16 protein-coding genes and 1 pseudogene are annotated in these 16,565 nt (G+C 60.5%); 7 read left to right on the plus strand and 10 right to left on the minus strand.

Going from position 1 to position 16,565, the window contains the following annotated elements:
- Positions 1–89: 89 nt before the first annotated feature.
- Both C0Z16_RS14125 and C0Z16_RS14130 read right to left on the minus strand, forming a co-directional pair.
- On the minus strand, positions 90–362 hold the full coding sequence (locus C0Z16_RS14125) for a hypothetical protein (protein ID WP_102632766.1): 273 nt from the start codon (positions 360–362) through the stop codon (positions 90–92).
- Between the two features lie 114 nt (positions 363–476).
- A complete protein-coding gene (locus C0Z16_RS14130; RefSeq protein WP_102632767.1) occupies positions 477–1,922 on the minus strand; it encodes a putative bifunctional diguanylate cyclase/phosphodiesterase in 1,446 nt (481 codons plus the stop codon).
- Between the two features lie 344 nt (positions 1,923–2,266).
- Here C0Z16_RS14130 and C0Z16_RS14135 point away from each other — a divergent pair.
- Positions 2,267–2,566: pseudogene (locus tag C0Z16_RS14135) on the plus strand (LysR family transcriptional regulator); the annotation flags it as partial.
- A gap of 72 nt (positions 2,567–2,638) precedes the next feature.
- On the opposite strand, the gene mctP reads toward C0Z16_RS14135, so the two are convergent.
- Positions 2,639–4,120, minus strand: coding sequence for a monocarboxylate uptake permease MctP (gene mctP / locus C0Z16_RS14140; RefSeq protein ID WP_102632768.1), 1,482 nt, complete (start codon positions 4,118–4,120; stop codon positions 2,639–2,641).
- Positions 4,117–4,314, minus strand: coding sequence for a DUF3311 domain-containing protein (locus C0Z16_RS14145; RefSeq protein ID WP_006049469.1), 198 nt, complete (start codon positions 4,312–4,314; stop codon positions 4,117–4,119). Before C0Z16_RS14145 ends, mctP begins: the two co-directional genes overlap by 4 nt.
- A gap of 327 nt (positions 4,315–4,641) precedes the next feature.
- Between C0Z16_RS14145 and C0Z16_RS14150 the strand changes: the two genes are divergently transcribed.
- From C0Z16_RS14150 to C0Z16_RS14160, 3 genes are read left to right on the plus strand one after another with little or no spacing between them, the layout of a single operon-like run.
- Positions 4,642–6,072: a cache domain-containing protein gene (locus C0Z16_RS14150; protein WP_102632769.1), complete on the plus strand. Its 1,431-nt coding sequence runs from the start codon at positions 4,642–4,644 to the stop codon at positions 6,070–6,072.
- Complete coding sequence (locus C0Z16_RS14155; protein WP_102632770.1) at positions 6,069–6,716, plus strand: response regulator; 648 nt, start codon at positions 6,069–6,071, stop codon at positions 6,714–6,716. The genes C0Z16_RS14150 and C0Z16_RS14155 overlap by 4 nt, the downstream gene beginning before the upstream one ends.
- A 55-nt stretch (positions 6,717–6,771) precedes the next feature.
- Positions 6,772–7,329: a hypothetical protein gene (locus C0Z16_RS14160; RefSeq protein ID WP_244201237.1), complete on the plus strand. Its 558-nt coding sequence runs from the start codon at positions 6,772–6,774 to the stop codon at positions 7,327–7,329.
- 66 nt (positions 7,330–7,395) lie between these two features.
- On the opposite strand, the gene C0Z16_RS14165 is transcribed toward C0Z16_RS14160, so the two are convergent.
- From C0Z16_RS14165 to C0Z16_RS14175, 3 genes are all read right to left on the minus strand, one after another.
- The gene (locus C0Z16_RS14165; protein WP_102632771.1) at positions 7,396–7,881 is read right to left on the minus strand and encodes a hypothetical protein; all 486 of its coding nucleotides are present in this window, start codon (positions 7,879–7,881) and stop codon (positions 7,396–7,398) included.
- A gap of 22 nt (positions 7,882–7,903) precedes the next feature.
- Entirely contained in the window at positions 7,904–8,758 is an 855-nt protein-coding gene (locus tag C0Z16_RS14170) for an H-NS family nucleoid-associated regulatory protein (protein WP_102632772.1), read from the minus strand.
- Positions 8,759–9,021: 263 nt separating this feature from the next.
- Positions 9,022–9,360, minus strand: a complete 339-nt coding sequence (locus C0Z16_RS14175; protein ID WP_102632773.1) for a hypothetical protein — start codon at positions 9,358–9,360, stop codon at positions 9,022–9,024.
- 252 nt (positions 9,361–9,612) lie between these two features.
- Between C0Z16_RS14175 and C0Z16_RS14180 the strand changes: the two genes are divergently transcribed.
- A complete protein-coding gene (locus tag C0Z16_RS14180; RefSeq protein ID WP_102632774.1) occupies positions 9,613–9,924 on the plus strand; it encodes a hypothetical protein in 312 nt (103 codons plus the stop codon).
- Between the two features lie 146 nt (positions 9,925–10,070).
- On the opposite strand, the gene C0Z16_RS14185 is transcribed toward C0Z16_RS14180, so the two are convergent.
- The 3 genes from C0Z16_RS14185 to C0Z16_RS14195 form a co-directional block, all read right to left on the minus strand.
- On the minus strand, positions 10,071–11,144 hold the full coding sequence (locus C0Z16_RS14185) for a DUF6765 family protein (RefSeq protein WP_102632775.1): 1,074 nt from the start codon (positions 11,142–11,144) through the stop codon (positions 10,071–10,073).
- 286 nt (positions 11,145–11,430) lie between these two features.
- Positions 11,431–11,832: an FKBP-type peptidyl-prolyl cis-trans isomerase gene (locus C0Z16_RS14190; protein ID WP_102632776.1), complete on the minus strand. Its 402-nt coding sequence runs from the start codon at positions 11,830–11,832 to the stop codon at positions 11,431–11,433.
- Between the two features lie 57 nt (positions 11,833–11,889).
- Positions 11,890–12,747, minus strand: a complete 858-nt coding sequence (locus C0Z16_RS14195) for a carbon-nitrogen hydrolase family protein (RefSeq protein ID WP_102632844.1) — start codon at positions 12,745–12,747, stop codon at positions 11,890–11,892.
- A 217-nt stretch (positions 12,748–12,964) separates the two neighbouring features.
- On the opposite strand from C0Z16_RS14195, the gene C0Z16_RS14200 reads away from it, so the two are divergent.
- Entirely contained in the window at positions 12,965–15,625 is a 2,661-nt protein-coding gene (locus C0Z16_RS14200; RefSeq protein ID WP_102632777.1) for a ligase-associated DNA damage response DEXH box helicase, read from the plus strand.
- The gene (gene pdeM, locus C0Z16_RS14205; protein ID WP_102632778.1) at positions 15,622–16,284 is read left to right on the plus strand and encodes a ligase-associated DNA damage response endonuclease PdeM; all 663 of its coding nucleotides are present in this window, start codon (positions 15,622–15,624) and stop codon (positions 16,282–16,284) included. Before C0Z16_RS14200 ends, pdeM begins: the two co-directional genes overlap by 4 nt.
- Positions 16,285–16,565 lie beyond the last annotated feature (281 nt).

The following is a 16,565-nucleotide window of genomic DNA, read 5'->3' on the forward strand; positions in this document are numbered from 1 at the left end:
CGCAGGACATAAACGTGAGTGGCCTTGCCGCTTTGTTGGGTCGCATTGTTGTACGGATGCCGGCTCGTGCCGGCATCGTGCCGCTCCCTTCAATGAAGCGGTTGTAGCGCAGTCCATCGCGTCCAACCGCCTTCACTCTCTTCGACACTGATACGCAACGCACGCGAACCGTCGTCGAAAATCAGCGACTCGGTACGGCATGCCTTGATATCGGGAACATCGCGCGCACCCACGAAGCCTAGCTCGCGCTTGAACGACAGATTTCCTTCACGCAATACGCCGAGATAAATCGGCTCGCCTTCGTCGACTGGCTGAACTGCGCAACGGTTCAACAGCACTGCAGCGATTTCCGCATCACACATGGTCTCTCTCCTGACTTATACAACGCCGCTCGATCTGGCGGCACACAGGCTCGTCTTCTTTATGGAGTCATTCTAGAAGGCACGGCCAAAAACTCTATTTTTATTTCGGATACCTTATTTTGACAAACGACGTCGTCTATTTAAGCGACTGGCGCGCGACAACACGCCGGCAAGGTCGGCTGCGCTGCCCGGGCGATTGAACAGATAGCCTTGCAGCATGTCGCAGCCCATCTCGCATAGCGCCGTAGCCTGCTCTTCGGTTTCCACGCCTTCCGCCGTCACGCACATACCGCACGCGTGGGCCATCTTTACGAGCGCATGCGTGATGGCGAGCGAATCCGTATCGCGCGGCAAGCCAGCAACAAACGAGCGATCGATCTTCAGGCTATGCAGCGGGAAACGCTTGAGATACGACAGCGATGCGTAGCCGGTGCCGAAGTCGTCGACCGCAAGCTTGACGCCAAGCGTCGCAAGCGCCGCGGTGGTTGCACGCACGGCAGCATCATCCGGCATCAGCATGCCCTCGGTGATTTCGAGTTGCAGCGCCGATGCTTCGAGGCCGCTGTTCGCGAGACAGGCAGCGACCTGCCGCACGAGGCGCTCGTTGAACTGGACCGGAGAGATGTTCACCGACACCGCAAAGCTCGGCGCGATACTCCAGCGCCAATCCGCGGCCTGGGCACACGCTTGTTCCAGCACCCAATCGCCGATGCTTTCCATCAATCCCGCTTCTTCTGCGACCGGTATGAACTCGGCGGGCGCAACGTCGCCAAGCTCGCTGCTGCTCCAACGCAGCAAGACTTCAGCGCCTATCGTTTCGCGCGACGCAGCGTCGATCACGGCCTGATACGCAAGCTTCAGTTCGCCGGCGCTCAACGCATGGTGCAACAGTTCTTCTATCCGGAAGCGGCGTTGCACATCCTCTTGCACGTCGCCCGTGAAAATGCGCAGCCTGCCAGGGCCGCACAGCTTCCCGCGACGCATCGCCGAGCCGGCATCGCGCATCAACGCGGCGGCATCGCGAGGCTCGCCGTTGGAAAGCGCAACGCCCACCGACGCGCTCACGCGGTACTCATGGCCCCCGATCACAAACGGCTCCCTGAACAATGCAAGCACGTGTTGCGCGAACGCGGTCAGCGTCGAAGCATCGCCATGATCATCGGCGACGATCACGAACTCGTCGCCGCCGATACGCGCGAGCAGGTCGTCCTGATCGATCGAGCCCGCGAGCCGCTGCGCGACGCTGCGCAAGACGCGGTCGCCGAGATCGTAGCCGGCAATATCGTTGATCTTGCTGAAGCCATCGAGATTGACGATCAACACCGCCACGCGCGCGGCGTGCGCCGATTTCAGCAACTGCTGAGCGCGCCCGACTGCGTACGCCCGGTTGTGCACACCGGTGAGGGAATCGACAAACGACGAGCAGCCGGCGTGTCCCCCAGATACCGCAGCCGCCACGTCAATGTCGTGCGGATAATGCGCCGATGATGTATCCCCGCAAGAGAGGCGCTTTACAACACCGGCAGAAGTTGCCGCGGGCATGAGGGCTTGCTCAGTCATCTTTACCCTCCTATGCTAATAACATTCAAGACCGGCGCGCGGTGTTCGAGGCGCTGACGCAGCCCGGACATTCAATCTGGATAACCTGTTTTATACACTTAGCGAACCGCATAACCGTCAGGACTACCGAGGGCAGAACTTGCAGCACGATGAGATGAACGATCAGGCACTGCAACGTTGTGAGCGTGCCTCCACAATATTCCGGCATAGCCCGCTTGAGAACGGCTCGCGTTGATGAACGCGTAAAGCAAAGGCAAACGCCTTACCGCATGCCGTCGCGAAGTTGCAGGCCACACATGAAGATTCATCAACTACGCACTCTCACCGCGATTACGGATGCGGGCAGCATTCACTTTCTGCACTCGCTGACCGTCGCTATCGCGCTGTTGAAGCGCACGGACATGATCAGCAATTTTCCGTGGCCGCTCATAGAACTATGCGCGGCGCGTGACGGCCTATGCGCGATTCCGCTGCGGGAAGAACTCGAAGATTCCACGGTGGGCATCATCAGGCGCACAGGCGAGCCGTCGGACACCGCTTCGCGTTGCTTTATCGATTGTCTGATCGAGACGATCCGCGACGAATCGTGGGCCCGGACATTGGAAATTCGCCGGGCAATGCAATCGGTAGAAGTACTCGTATAGAGGATAGATCCGCTTCAGCAAAGCGAGCGCCGCGAGCGCAACAGCTCGCGGCGCCGGTGAGTCAGAACGCGATCAGACGGCAGCAGCCACTCGTCGCGGCGACACGGCGGATACCGCAAACGTCACGGCGACATTCACCACCAGTGCGATCAGGCCGATATAAACCGGATACACCGCGTCGCCGAGATGCAACGCGAACACTGGCTTGAGCCCTTGCGAAATCGCGAGGCCGGTGCCGAGCACGATGCCGACGAGCCAGCCGATGAACAGACCCGGCGTGTTGAGGCGCCGCGTGTACAGCGAGAACACGATAGCCGGGAAGATCTGCAGGATCCACACGCCACCGAGCAATTGCAGGTCGATCGCATATTGCGTCGGCAGGAACACGATAAACAGCAACGCGCCGAACTTCACCACCAGCGACACGATTTTCGCGTTCGCCGCTTCGGCTTCAGGCGTGATATTCGGCGACACCAACGGACGCCACAAATTGCGCGTGAACAGATTGGCCGCGCCGATCGACATGATGGCTGCCGGGACCAACGCGCTAATTGCGATCGCCGCCGCCGCAAAGCCGACGAACCACGACGGGAACAGCGTGTTGAAAAGCGCCGGCACCATATCCGAAGCCGACTTGACATGCACGCCGGCCGCAATCGCCATATAGCCGAGCAACGCGATCAGACCTAGCAGCAGCGTATAAGCCGGCAGGAAGATCGCATTCTTGCGCACCGTCGTTGCGGACGATGACGACAGCACTGCCGTCATCGTATGCGGATACATGAAAGCCGCGAGCGCCGACCCCAAGGCGAGCGATGCATAAGCGGTGAATTGCGTCGGCTTCAGGATGATGCCGGTTGCGCCGCCCTTCGCCTTGAAATACGTATCGGCTGCGTCGAACACATGCGCGTAGCCGCCGAGCTTCGCCGGAATCAGCCACACCGCCGCGATCACGACGATATAGATCATGATGTCCTTCACGAACGCGATCATGGCCGGAGCGCGCAAGCCGCTTGCATACGTATAGAGCGCGAGAATCACGAAGGCGACGATCAACGGCAGTTCGCCAGTCACGCCGAGACCCTTGATCACCACTTGCATGCCGACCAGTTGCAGCGCGATATACGGCATCGTCGCGACAATGCCGGTTATCGCGACCGCTGCCGGGAACCACTTGCCGCCGTATTCGCCCTGCACGTAGTCTGCTGCCGTAATGTGGTTCTTCGCATGCGCGACCTTCCACAGTTTTGGCATTACAGCGAACACGAACGGGTAAACGATGATCGTGTACGGCAGCGCGAAGAAACCATAAGCGCCCACGGAATACACGAGCGCGGGCACCGCGATCACCGTATAGGCCGTGTAGAAGTCGCCGCCAACGAGGAACCACGAAATGACCGTACCGAACTGCCGGCCGCCGAGGCCCCACTCGTGCAATTGCGTGAGGTCGCCACGTTTCCAGCGCGCGGCAAAGAAACCGATCACCGTGACAAGAACAAAGAACGCGATGAAGACGGTCATCGCCACCGGATTGACGGGATTCAGATCGCTCATTTGACACCTCGGTACACGACGTAAATCAGTAGCGAGGTCAACGGCACCCACAAGAACTGATACCAGTAGAAGAACGGAAAACCAGCGAACGACGGACGTGTGTCGTTATAGAACGGCAACCATAAAAGCGCGATATACGGGAGCAAAAGAATGAGCCATAGCCATGACCGGCCGGCGGATGGGGAGGTCTCCATGTACTTCTCCTAGGTCTATTATTGACACCGCGCGTCCGGACTCGTGGTCCGGCACGCGGAAACCCGGTACCTGGTATCAGTTGCAATACCTGATGCAACACCGGAAGCTGCTTTTGCGCAGTGCTAAGGTCCAATGAGCCCGAGCATTAACAAGCCCCAGCCCAGAACGTTCATACGAATTGCGCACCGGCATGGCGGCGAAAGCGGCCCGCAAGACGCACTACGCCGCGGGGATGTAGTATTCGCCTTCGTAAGCGTCCTCACAAGCGCGCAACTACGTAAGCCGGCTACGTATTACTACGTAGCCCACCGGCCGACTTTTCAACGATGAAACTCAAAGCCAAGATTGTTTTGCTGGCGATCGTGCCTTTCCTCGCTGCTATCGCGAGCATCGAAATCGGCGTGCGCCGGGAAGCGACCGCGCTCGCGCAAACGCAGCACGCGACCACCCAGGCTGCGTATATGGCGAGCAAGGAGATCGAACTGAAGCATTACGTCGAGCTCGCCACTTCCGCCATCGCTCCGCTCTACGATGCGGGCCACGACAATGCGCGCGACGACGCGCTGCGCCGCACCCGCGCGCTCGACATCCTCGAAAAGATGGACTTCGGCCAGGATGGTTATTTCTTTGTATACGACATGCATGGCCGCTCGCTGATGCATCCGCGGGAGCCGGATCTGGTGGGACGCGATCTATCGGAGCTGCGCGATCCGCAAGGCGTGCCCACTATTCAGAAGCTGCTCGCCGCGGCCTCGCAAGGCGGCGGTTATGTGCGATACCTCTGGCACCGTCCGTCCACAGGCAAGCTCGCTTCGAAACTGGGCTATGTCGTGCCGCTCCAGCGCTGGGGCTGGATGATCGGCACAGGGATTTATCTCGACGACGTGGACACGACGCTCGCGCATATCGACGAACGGGCGGCAATTAATATCGACCGCACGATGATGTGGATCGACGCGATTGCACTGGCCGGACTTGCCGCGATCGCGCTGTGTGCGCTGGTGCTCAACGTCACCGAATATCGCAGTGCGGACGCAAAACTGAAGCGGCTCGCGCAACAGGTGGTTGAATCGCAGGAGAACGAACGCGCGCGGCTGTCGCGAGAATTGCACGACGGCATCAGTCAGATGATGGTGTCAGTGAAACTGCTTCTCGAATCCGCGCTGGCCCGCTTCGAGCGCAGTGAAACCCGCGTGCCTGCCGCCGAAGCCGCGCTCTCCACGAGCCTCACGCGTCTCGGCGATACGCTGCGCGAAGTGCGCCGCATTTCTCACGCGCTGCGTCCGTCGATGCTCGACGATCTCGGCGTCGCGGCAGCGCTCGAACAACTTACGCGCGAACTCAGCGAACAGTCGGGCATCGAAATTGGCTTCACGCAGATTGCGCACACTCACGCCGCGTCTTTGCCCGATGCGGTCAACACCGTGCTGTTTCGTATCGCGCAGGAAGCGCTGACCAACATCGTGCGCCACGCGCGCGCGTCGAATGCGGCACTCGCACTCGAAGTCTCCAACGATGCGGTCACGCTCACAATCGCCGACAATGGATGCGGTTTCGACGTGACGCACGCGTTTGTCGGCCGTCGCTCGGGCGTTGGCCTGCGCAACATGCGCGAGCGCGTGGAGGCGCTAGGCGGTACGCTCGCGCTCAGTTCACAACCCGGCCACACGCTCGTCACCGTACGCGTGCCGCTCGGCCAAGCGTCGCCCGGCGCGACGGCGCTCCATACGCAGAGTCTGCAGGAAAGCTCTTCATGAACGACATCTCACATGCTACTGCCCGCCTGATTCTCGTCGACGATCACCCGCTTGTTCGCGACGGTTTGCGTGCGCGGCTCGAAGCGGTGCGTAATATCGAGGTCGTGGGCGAAGCGGGCAATGCGCAGGAAGCACTCGCGCTCGCGGCGAACCACGAGCCTCACCTGGTGCTGATGGACGTGGGCATGAACGGGATGAACGGCATTGCGCTGGCCGGCATGTTTCATGAGCGCTTTCCAGCAATCCGGGTACTGATGCTGTCGATGCACGACAACCTCGAATACGTTACTCAGGCAGTGCGCGCCGGCGCCAGCGGTTACGTGCTCAAAGATTCGCCGGCGACCGAAATCATTCAGGCGATTGGCGCGGTACTCGACGGCAAGACATATTTCAGCGCCGGACTCGGCGCGAGGCTAATTCAGGCGTCGGCCATGCAATCGCCGATAGAACGGCTCACGCCGCGCGAGCGCGATATTCTCGATGCGCTCGCCGAGGGCTTGTCGAGCAAGCAGATCGCTCAACGCAACGATTTGTCGGTGCGTACAGTCGAGACGCATCGTCTGAATCTGAAGCGCAAGCTCGATATTGAAGGTCAGGCCGAGTTGATCAAATTCGCGGTTGAGAACCGGCGCACGAGCCGCTAATACGAAAGAACGTGTCGCTGCGCACCACGTGGAGACAACGACGATGAGACGATTAATGCCGAGGCCAGCGGGCGTATTGAATTGCGCGACTTTATGTCTATGGCTGTCTTTCGGTCCATTGCCGCCTCGCGCTTACGCCGATGAACAACGCATCAATCGCGGGCATGATCCGTTCTTTCAGATATCGAAAGCGATTACCGGATGTCCGGTGCCGTTGGGACCGCTAGAAACAGAACAGGAATGGCTTGGCGACAGCCATTACCGCATTGAACGCGGCAACAATTGCTGGATAGAAGGCCGCTGCCGTCTATCGAATTCCTATCTATACGACGCGGAAATCGCCGATGCCGTGCAGCGGCGTCTTGCCAACATCAATGCCGCGACGCACTGGCGCGAACAGTCGACGCTGTGGCTTACGCTGCAACGGCGCTTCATCTATGTGCAAGGCTGCGTGGCAGCGGGTTTCGATAAGCCGGCGTTTCTGACCGAACTCGCTAAAACGGCAGACGTCGAACGGGTTATCGACGATACGACGACGAACCCGCATGCCGCGCAATTGCCCTATAAAACGCTCGCGGCGCCGGATCAGCCAGTACTCGATCCGGGCAATTAGCGTCCGACTAAAAGCAGAACGCCCCAGCTGTTCTATCGCCCTTCCGGCGTAATCGAGCTGATCGGCCTACCGTACCAGCGAAAACGCTTCGCGGCTCGCAATTTCGGCCGCGCCGTATACGCCGACCACGGTGTAGTCGGACGCCACGCACTCGAAAGTCGACTCCTGAAACGTGATGACGAAATGGCGTTGAGCGAATCCCGCCGATGCGACTGCCGAAAGCTCGTCGGCAAGAGACGAATTAATGACTTCGTGAACCGAATAGGCGACAAGACCTTGCGACGCGAGCGGATGAACGTCGAGATCGCGGTCGCCCGGCGGCCCTAGCCGATGAAACACCGTGTCGGGAAATAGCACTGCACAGAAAGGGTCGTCGTCCGAATCGAACGGACCAAACCGCTCAAAGTCGGATTCCGCAATCGGATAAGCGAGAATCACCCGCCGATCGCTGGCGACGATGAACGGTTCGGCCGCATCGGCTGCGGGGTGAGGAACAGACTCCAGCAGGACGACCTGGTCCTCCTGCCGGGATGATTCAAGCGCGCTGGTCATGTACTTCGCTAGTCCAGTGCGCTCACGCGTTCGCTTGTACGGTCGAAGCTTGCGGGGCTACCGCGCTCACTGCCGGGGCTTCCGTTTTCGAGGCCCGCTTGCGACCCGGCGCTTTGCTTGCCACTTTCGTTGCTGCTTTTTTCGCGGCGGTCTTTCGCGCAGTGGTTTTGTTCGCTCCCGGCTTTGCGGCGGCTTTCTTTGCCACTACCGATTGCGTGCCCGCCTTGGCCTTTTTCGCCACGACCTTTCTCGCCACGGCCTTCTTGCTGACCGCGCCGCTCGTCGCCGCGGATTTCACCTTGCCGGCCTTACCCGCTGCTTTCTGGCCCACGCCGCTCGCCGTCGGCGTTGCGCCGCTGTCGATCAGAAACCTGGTACGGTCCTTCACGGCCGCGAGCCATGCGGGCGCCGGACCGCGTCCGCTCCAGGTCGCGCCGGTGGTCGGATGGCGATACTTGGGCGGCTGCGCGCCTTTCGGCTGACCTTTGCTTTTCGCGCCACTGGCGACAACCTTAGCCGATGACTTTGATTCGCTCGCGCCGTCGATCAGGAACGCAGTCCGGTCTTTCGCGCCGGCAATCCAACCAGGCGCGCGGCCGTGGCCAGTCCAGGTCGCGCCGGTTTTATGATCGCGATACTTGGGCACCTTCGCGCCGGCTGCGGCGGTCTTTTCCATACCGCTTGCTGCATGGCCATTGAGGCTATTGGCAGCCCGCTTCGCTTTCGCTTTGGCTTCGATATCCGCGGTGGTCAGGCCGTGCTTGAGCATCAAGTCGCGAATCTGGTCGATTGCGACTTGTGCTTTCCTTGCAATAAGGATGTCAGCTTGCGCCTGGAGCTTCTTAAGTTTTGCCTGGATTTGCTCTAACGTGGGCATTTGATTGCTCCTTATGTGGTAATCGATCGAACTATGCCATGAATAGCGTCAGAAAGGCATAGTCGCGTGACCGTAAAAACCCCCAGTCTATTTCCGCTGCGCGTACCGGAGTACGAAACTTTCTTTGACGTACTCGATAGACGCCTTTTGCATGCCTTCGTTCTCCGCGCTCTCTTGATCTTTTTTGCCTTTTCGTATTCCGGCTCTCTTCTTTTTCGCTTTAGTCGCTTTCTCTTCAATCTTTCCAATTGTTTCCGCACTGCTCAGGTTGGCGTAAAAACCACCACCTGACGGTCGGCAATATATCTGACGCTGCGCAAAAAGCGGTACTGCTGGTCATCGGCGGTGATCCGGTTAAGCCCTATTCTCGTCAAGGCCAGCATCTCGTCTGCCTGCTGCGCCGGCACGACACCCTCGTCGTGCAAATCTTCCAGAGCGCCAGACGGATCGCCGATGTACACGCTTCGCACGTGTGTGCCGATCCTCATCAGGACGACGCTTTCGCCCTCGTCGAGCGCCAGTTCGAGGTAGCCCGCCAGCGTTCGCAATGACTCGGGCGTGCAAGTCTGGGACTGATAGATCGCAGCATTCGATGGCGTCATGTCGGTTCCCCGTGGCCAATACAGATCAGAAAGGCGGCCACTGTGCGTTGCCGCAATAGCCGCTTCTACTATAGCCAGGCATTCGGAGATTCAAAGCCTCCGGATTCATTTTTTGACGCCGCTTTGGCCGGTAACCGTGCGTTACCAATCTCGCAGCGCTGTTTCACCTGTGTCCGTGGAGCGCTTCTACACTTCGAACCGTCCATCGAGACAAAGCTTTGGCACCGCACTTCAAGTGCAAGGAGAAGGGAAATGAACAGGAAGATCGTTGGCGCGGCACTCGGTCTGGCAGTTCTGGCGGCATCGTCGGCCGCTTCGGCACAGGTGAATCTGGCCGTCGGCGTCGGCATTCCGGTCGGCGTCTATGCGCCGCCGTCTGTCTATGCGGCGCCGCCGGTTGCCTATGGTCCCGCTCCGGTTGTAGTGGGCTACGGCAATTACGGCGAGCGCGACGGCTGGCGGGAACGCGAGTGGCGCGAACGCCGCGAATGGCGGGAACGCGAATGGCGTCGCGAACATTGGCGCGAACACGGATGGCGCGAACGTGACCGCTGGGGCTATTGAAACGACACGGGATTCGCGCCACTTTGAGCGACTCAAGGAACTGTACTTCTAGCTGAAGTCAGTCATATGATGGCCGCCCTCGGGGCGGCCGCGCTCGCCTGGGCGGCGGTCGGCACGGGAACGCTGCTGTCTCTCACGCCAATGCGTCATGCAATTCGTAAGCCGTAAGCCGGCAAGACTTCCTGGGTCGTCACGAAGCGGTGCTCTTTTACCGCGTCGTGAAAGAGCCGGTAATCGCTCTTCTCAAACGCCTCGGTCCATAGTGGCTTATCGCCGGTGTCGTCGTCAGAGCGCAGACCGGTGGCTTTGTACTTCCACGAGCCGATTCCTTTGGGCACATAGTCAGGGATCGGCTCTTTCAAGCCGGGAATGCCACCCGTCTTTATCACCTCGCAGATTGCGCGGAGCCGCTGGTTGTCATCCATGATACGGTTAGTATCGAGCAATTCGGTGAGCGCCTCTTTCACGTTTGCCGGCATTCCCTCCTCGTTTTCGAAGTCTTCCCGCCCGGCCACATACGCGCGCACCGCCCGACACGCCATTTCGGCTGCCTGGACGAATTCGGGCAAGTTGTGTCTCTTTACCAACATGTTCCTGCCGTCGATGTAATGCCATTTAGCCCACGGCTGATCGGGGTAGTGCAAAGCAGCGCCGTGGCCGACCGGCAGAGCCAGAGTCAGTACGTCTTCCTCGACATGCTGGATCAGGTGCTGCATCGCGAGCGTGAGGTTGGCAAGCCAGCCCATGGGCGTGCAGTCTTGCGCCTCCAGCGAATGAACCCGATTCCCCGGACTTTCTATGCCCGCGAATCCCTGATGCGCCCACGTGTCGACATACGTATGAAGCGTGACGCCGAGACGATGCAAGCCGGTCTCCGTGTCGCGCTGCCGGATTGCGCGCCGCACGACCTCGCGCGCAACTGCGCTGTCCGCTCGGCACACGGCCTTTTCCTCGAGCGTTTCGCCCTGTCCTGCCGGCAGAAAATGAAACGGCGCCCACACGAGCCGGTTCTGATCGCTGACGGTGTTGGCGTAGTCGAACATCTTGTGTGCGGTGGCGAAGCGTTCGAACGTTTCCCCACCGTGAAAACGAAGGATGCCCGACGTGGTTGCGTCGTCGACATACTGGCAGGCATGAGCGACGGTGAGCGCCTGGCTGGGAGTCATTCCGCCAATCCGGGCGACGATATAGATCACGCCGTAGTGAAAGTCGATATTCATGGCAGACGCTCCTGATGCACGATGAATGACAGCGGCATTGGTAAACGAGCGAGTGTGCCGGGACTTTAAAAATAGATGCCGCTGTTTCGTCTTTCAAGCTTGGTCAAAGCGCGTAAAGACAGATCGGTCACTTTCATGCGCCCATTCCACTGCAAATTCAGGTACTCGACCGCAAGCCGCCGGTGGCAGCGGTACAGTGAGCGCCGGCCGTTGGCCACTGCGATAGCCACAAAAAAAGCCCCGCTGTGTGATAGCGGGGCTCGATTTCAGCGCACTTCACGCCGCCTTATTTCACGACGTCGACCAGTTCGACTTCGAACGTCAGGTCGCTGTTCGGCGGAATGGTGCCGACGCCACGGCTGCCGTAAGCGGTAGCGGCCGGGCAAGTCAGTTTGGCTTTGCCGCCCACTTTCATAGTCTGGACGCCTTGCGTCCAGCAGGGAATCACGCGATTGAGCGGGAACGTTGCGGGGCCGCCATGCTTCGCGGAGCTGTCGAATTCGGCGCCGTTGGCGAGCGTGCCGCGATAGTTGACCTTAACGACATCGGCGGCAGCCGGTTGGGCGCCGGTGCCCTGCACCAGGTGCTCGACAACCACGCCTGAAGGCAGCTTTTCGGTAGTGGGAGCGGCAGCCATTGCCGTGGAAGAAAGAACAGTAGCGGCGAGCAGTGCAACGATAGATTTCAAAACGAATCTCCAGATGGGTAGTACAGCTCATTCTAGCGCAACGAATGCAGCGCGCAGTCAATCCAGACGCAGTACTTCATAGTTGCCCGCAGGCGCATCGCCACGCGCGATAAAGTCCGCGAGTGCCGTTTCCCGTTCGCGGACATTCGCGAGCGACGCGGGGTCAAGTAGCGCGGTAATCACTTCTTCGCGGTCGCGGCTCGCTTGCGCTATCGCATCGCCGTAGGGACCCCAGATCGCGCTAGCACCGCACGTGTCCCAGCCGCCGGTAGTGCCGATATGATTCGACAGGAGCACGTACAGTGTGTTGTCGAAAGCGCGTGCGGGAAACCAGATGCGCGACTGGTGATAGCCGGACTTGACGCTGAATAACCCACTCACCAGATAGGCGTGCGCTCCATTGACCGCCGCAAGGCGCGCGTGCTCGGGAAAGCCCGAGTCGTAGCAGACGCCGAGTGCGAGCCGCCATCCGTCGAGTTCGAGGATGCAGCCTCGCGTGCCTGGCCGGTACATTTCCGTTTCGCCGCTATACAGATACTGCTTGTGATACGGCTTAACATCTTCGCCGCGACGATCGAATACGAGCGACGAAATATGCAAACCGTCCACACCGCGAGTGGCCGCGCCGACAATCGCCGCAATGCCGCGCTCGCGGCAAACTTCGCGGATTGGATCGAGGCGCGCATCGGACACCTCGAACGCATATCGGCCAGGGTCGCCGGCAATCAGGCCGGGTTCGTAGCCGCTCAGGAACTTCTCGGGAAAAACCACCAGTCTCGCGCCGCGGTCAGCGGCAAGGCCGGTCAATTCGACCGTTTTGGCGATGTTCGCCGTCACGTCTCCGCAAACCGGTTGTGCCTGCGCGGCCGCGATTTGCAATGACACTTGAGGCAACGATGCCGTGTTGTTGTCCACCGTAAACTCCGTTATTGAATCAAACGCGGGTTGAGCGCCGACGCGATTGCCGACGGCCTGAAATCCGGCGCGCGTGAAGCCACGGCATTTAAACACGGACGGCATGCGCGTGTCAGTGCCAGGATGTCGTGAACCGGCGACGTGCCCGCACGGTCCACATAGAAGATGCACTGCGAGCAATCGCCGCCGTGCGACCCGATGCTAACGAGCGCTTTCGATGAACGAGCCGGTCGATCCCGACAAACACGACGTGCCGTCGCCTTCGGTCATGCCGGCGCAGCGCCGCGCGCCCCGCCCACGGCGCATTCCGCGCAGCCGCGAGCAGCAGGCGCGTCTCGACGCGCGCGAACCCGCGTTCGAGCCGCTGCCGTTCGCCATCGACGAAGATGCGGCGCGCCGCCCTTTCGCGGACAAACTTCACGCGTGGTTTGAAGCACGCCGCTGGCAACCGTTCGATTTTCAGCGCGACGTCTGGCGCGAAATAGGACGAGGCGCCAGTGGTTTGCTGCATGCGACCACCGGCGCGGGCAAGACGTGGGCCGTCTGGTTCGGCGCGCTCGCAGCATTCGCGCCGGGCACGCCATCCGTATCGAAGTCCGCATCCACACGCAAACGCACGAGCACGCAACCCGAGCCGCTCACGGTTCTCTGGATCACGCCAATGCGTGCGCTCGCCGCCGACACCGCCCGCGCATTGCAAAGCTCGGCGGTCGAACTCGCCGTGCCATGGACCGTGGGCTTGCGAACCGGCGACACGTCCACCGCCGAACGCGCACGGCAAAACCGGCGCATGCCGTCCGCGCTGGTGACGACGCCCGAAAGCCTGTCGCTCATGCTCACAAGGCCCGACGCGCGCGAAGTACTTTCGCACGTGAGACTTGTGATCGTCGACGAATGGCATGAGCTGCTCGGCAACAAGCGCGGCACGCAAACGCAACTGGCCGTGGCGCGCCTCGCGCATTGGCGGCCCGAATTGCAGGTGTGGGGTTTGTCGGCAACGCTCGGCAACCTTCCCTTCGCAGCCGATGTCTTGCTCGCGCCGGTCAACACGCCACGCGTCAGCGTGCACGGTAATTTGCCCAAGGCGTTGATCGTCGATACGGTTATTCCCGAGACCATCGAGCGATTTCCGTGGGGCGGTCATATGGGCATGCGCCAGGTGCAAGCGGTGGCCGATGCAATCGGCGAGGCGCACACATCGCTTGTATTCACCAACACGCGTTCGCAATGCGAAGTCTGGTATCAGGCGCTGCTCGAAGCGCGGCCCCAATGGGCCGGCGCCATTGCATTGCATCATGGTTCGCTCGATCAGGAAGTGCGCGAATGGGTTGAGCGCGGCTTGAAGAGTGGCCTGCTGAAAGTGGTTGTATGCACATCGAGCCTTGATCTCGGCGTCGACTTTCTGCCCGTTGAGCGCGTGTTCCAGATCGGCTCGCCAAAAGGCGTCGCGCGTTTGATGCAGCGCGCCGGCCGCTCGGGCCACGCGCCGGGGCGTCCGTCGCGCGTGACGATCGTGCCCACGCATGCGCTCGAACTCGTCGAAGCGGCCGCTGCACGCGAGGCCGTTGACAAGCGGCAAATAGAAGGCCGGGAAACGCCCGAAAAGCCGTTCGACGTGCTGGTGCAGCATCTCGTGACCGTGGCGATAGGCGGCGGCTTCGACGCGCACGAACTGTATGTTGAAATTCGCAGCACCTATGCCTACCGGCATCTGACGCAGAGCGAATTCGATTGGGCGTTAGGTTTCGTCGAAGGCGGCGGCACCGCGCTGCGCGCGTACCCGGACTATCATCGCGTGGTGCGCGAAAGCGACGGACTCTACCGTGTGCCGCGCGAAGATCTGGTGCGGCGGCATCGTAACAACGTCGGGACGATCGTCGCGAACGGCACGTTGAATGTCGCTTATCTCGGGGGCGGACGTATCGGCGCAATAGAAGAGTCATTTATTTCGCGGCTCAAACCGGGCGATATCTTCACCTTCGGCGGACGCGCGCTCGAACTGATTCGCGTGCAGGACATGACCGCGTGGGTCAAGCGCGCCACGTCCTCGCGTGGAGCGATGCCGCAATGGGCGGGCAGCCGCATGCCGCTCTCGTCGGAACTCGCCGACGCCACACTGACCATGCTCGCGCGCGCCGCCAACGGCATCTATGATGAGCCGGAAATGCGCGCCGTTCGGCCGCTGCTGGAATTGCAGCAGAAGTGGTCGGCGTTGCCGGAGCCTGGCGTGCTCGTCGCCGAAGTACTCAGATCGCGCGAAGGGCATCACTTTTTTTGTTATCCGTTTGCGGGGCGCATCGCACATATCGGCCTGGGCGCGTTGCTGGCATGGCGGGTTGCCCGCGAGAAACCGGGCACCTTTTCTATTTCGATGAACGACTATGGTTTCGAGCTGTTGTCCGCGCAACCATTCGATTGGGCCGCGGAATTCGAGAGCGGTTTACTGTCGCCGGAAGAACTGGATCACGACATTCTCGCGAGCCTGAATTCGTCGGAACTGTCCCGGCGGCGTTTCCGCGAAATTGCACGTGTTTCGGGACTCGTGTTTCAGGGACATCCGGGACAGCAAAAAAGCGCGCGGCAATTGCAGGCTTCCAGTGGCCTGTTCTACGAGGTATTTCGCAATCACGACAGCGGTAATCTGTTACTCGATCAGGCCGACGCCGAAGTGCTCTTGCAGGAACTCGACGCCAAACGCATTCGCGCCGCCCTCGAACGTATGAATGACAGCCGCCTCGTGCTCACACGCCCAAAGAAAGCGACGCCGTTCGCGTTTCCGCTAATCGTGGGACGCTTGCGCGAAAAAGTCAGCACCGAAAAGCTCGCAGATCGCGTTGAACGGATGCTGGCGGAACTCGAGAGGGCGGCTCGCACATGAAACCTGCCTCGTTGCCAGTTGAAATTGCCGGACACCCGCTCGTGCTGTCGAGCTTGCGCGCAGCCTTCGATCCCGCGCTGCGTTGTCTGTTCGTCGCCGATGCCCATTTTGGCAAGGACGCCGTGTTCCGCGCGCGCGGCATTCCCGTGCCGATCGGTTCGACTGCCGACAACCTGATGCGCCTCGATATCCTGATCGCCGGATTCGAACCGGCCATGCTCGTGTTTCTCGGCGATCTGCTGCACGCGCGCGAAGCTCACGCTGAAGAGACACTCGACGCGCTGCATGTGTGGCGCGCGCGGCACGCGGATTTGCAGGTCGTGCTGGTCGAAGGCAACCATGACCGGCATGCAGGCGCATTGCCGGAGTTGCTGAGCGTCGAGTATGTGCAGGAGCCGTGGCGCATTGGACCTTGGGCGCTGTGTCACCACCCGCAGACGGTCGACGGTGCTTATGCACTCGCCGGTCATTTGCATCCCGTCTATCGAATCGCGACGCGCAACGATTCGGTTCGCATGCCGTGCTTTCGATTCGGAGCGCAATGCGGGGTGTTGCCTGCGTTTGGCAGCTTTACCGGGGGTGCGCGCGACGATGGTCAAGTTGGCGACGAGAAGGTTTTTGTCGTGGCACAGGATAAGGTAATCGAAGTGCCGCGCTGAAGCTTCGTGCGCACCACGGCCGATCCTTTCCTCATACGTGTCGTAGCAAAACGCTCAAATAAACCCATACCCAACACTTCCTCACGCGATCTTTTTCGCAAGCACATGCACCATTTTCGGCGCTCATGCCGTTGGCAGCCGAAAAGATTCCCACACACGCCCGCCGTGCGGCCTTGCGCGACAACAGCGCGCCGAGCGCGGGTATACCTGTGTTTGACTGAGCCAGACAGCCCCGTTTACTGGACGCAGAACAAACCTGTCAGCATTCTTTCGGTTTGCGT

It is taken from the genome of Paraburkholderia rhynchosiae (assembly GCF_002879865.1).
Lineage (GTDB): Bacteria > Pseudomonadota > Gammaproteobacteria > Burkholderiales > Burkholderiaceae > Paraburkholderia > Paraburkholderia rhynchosiae.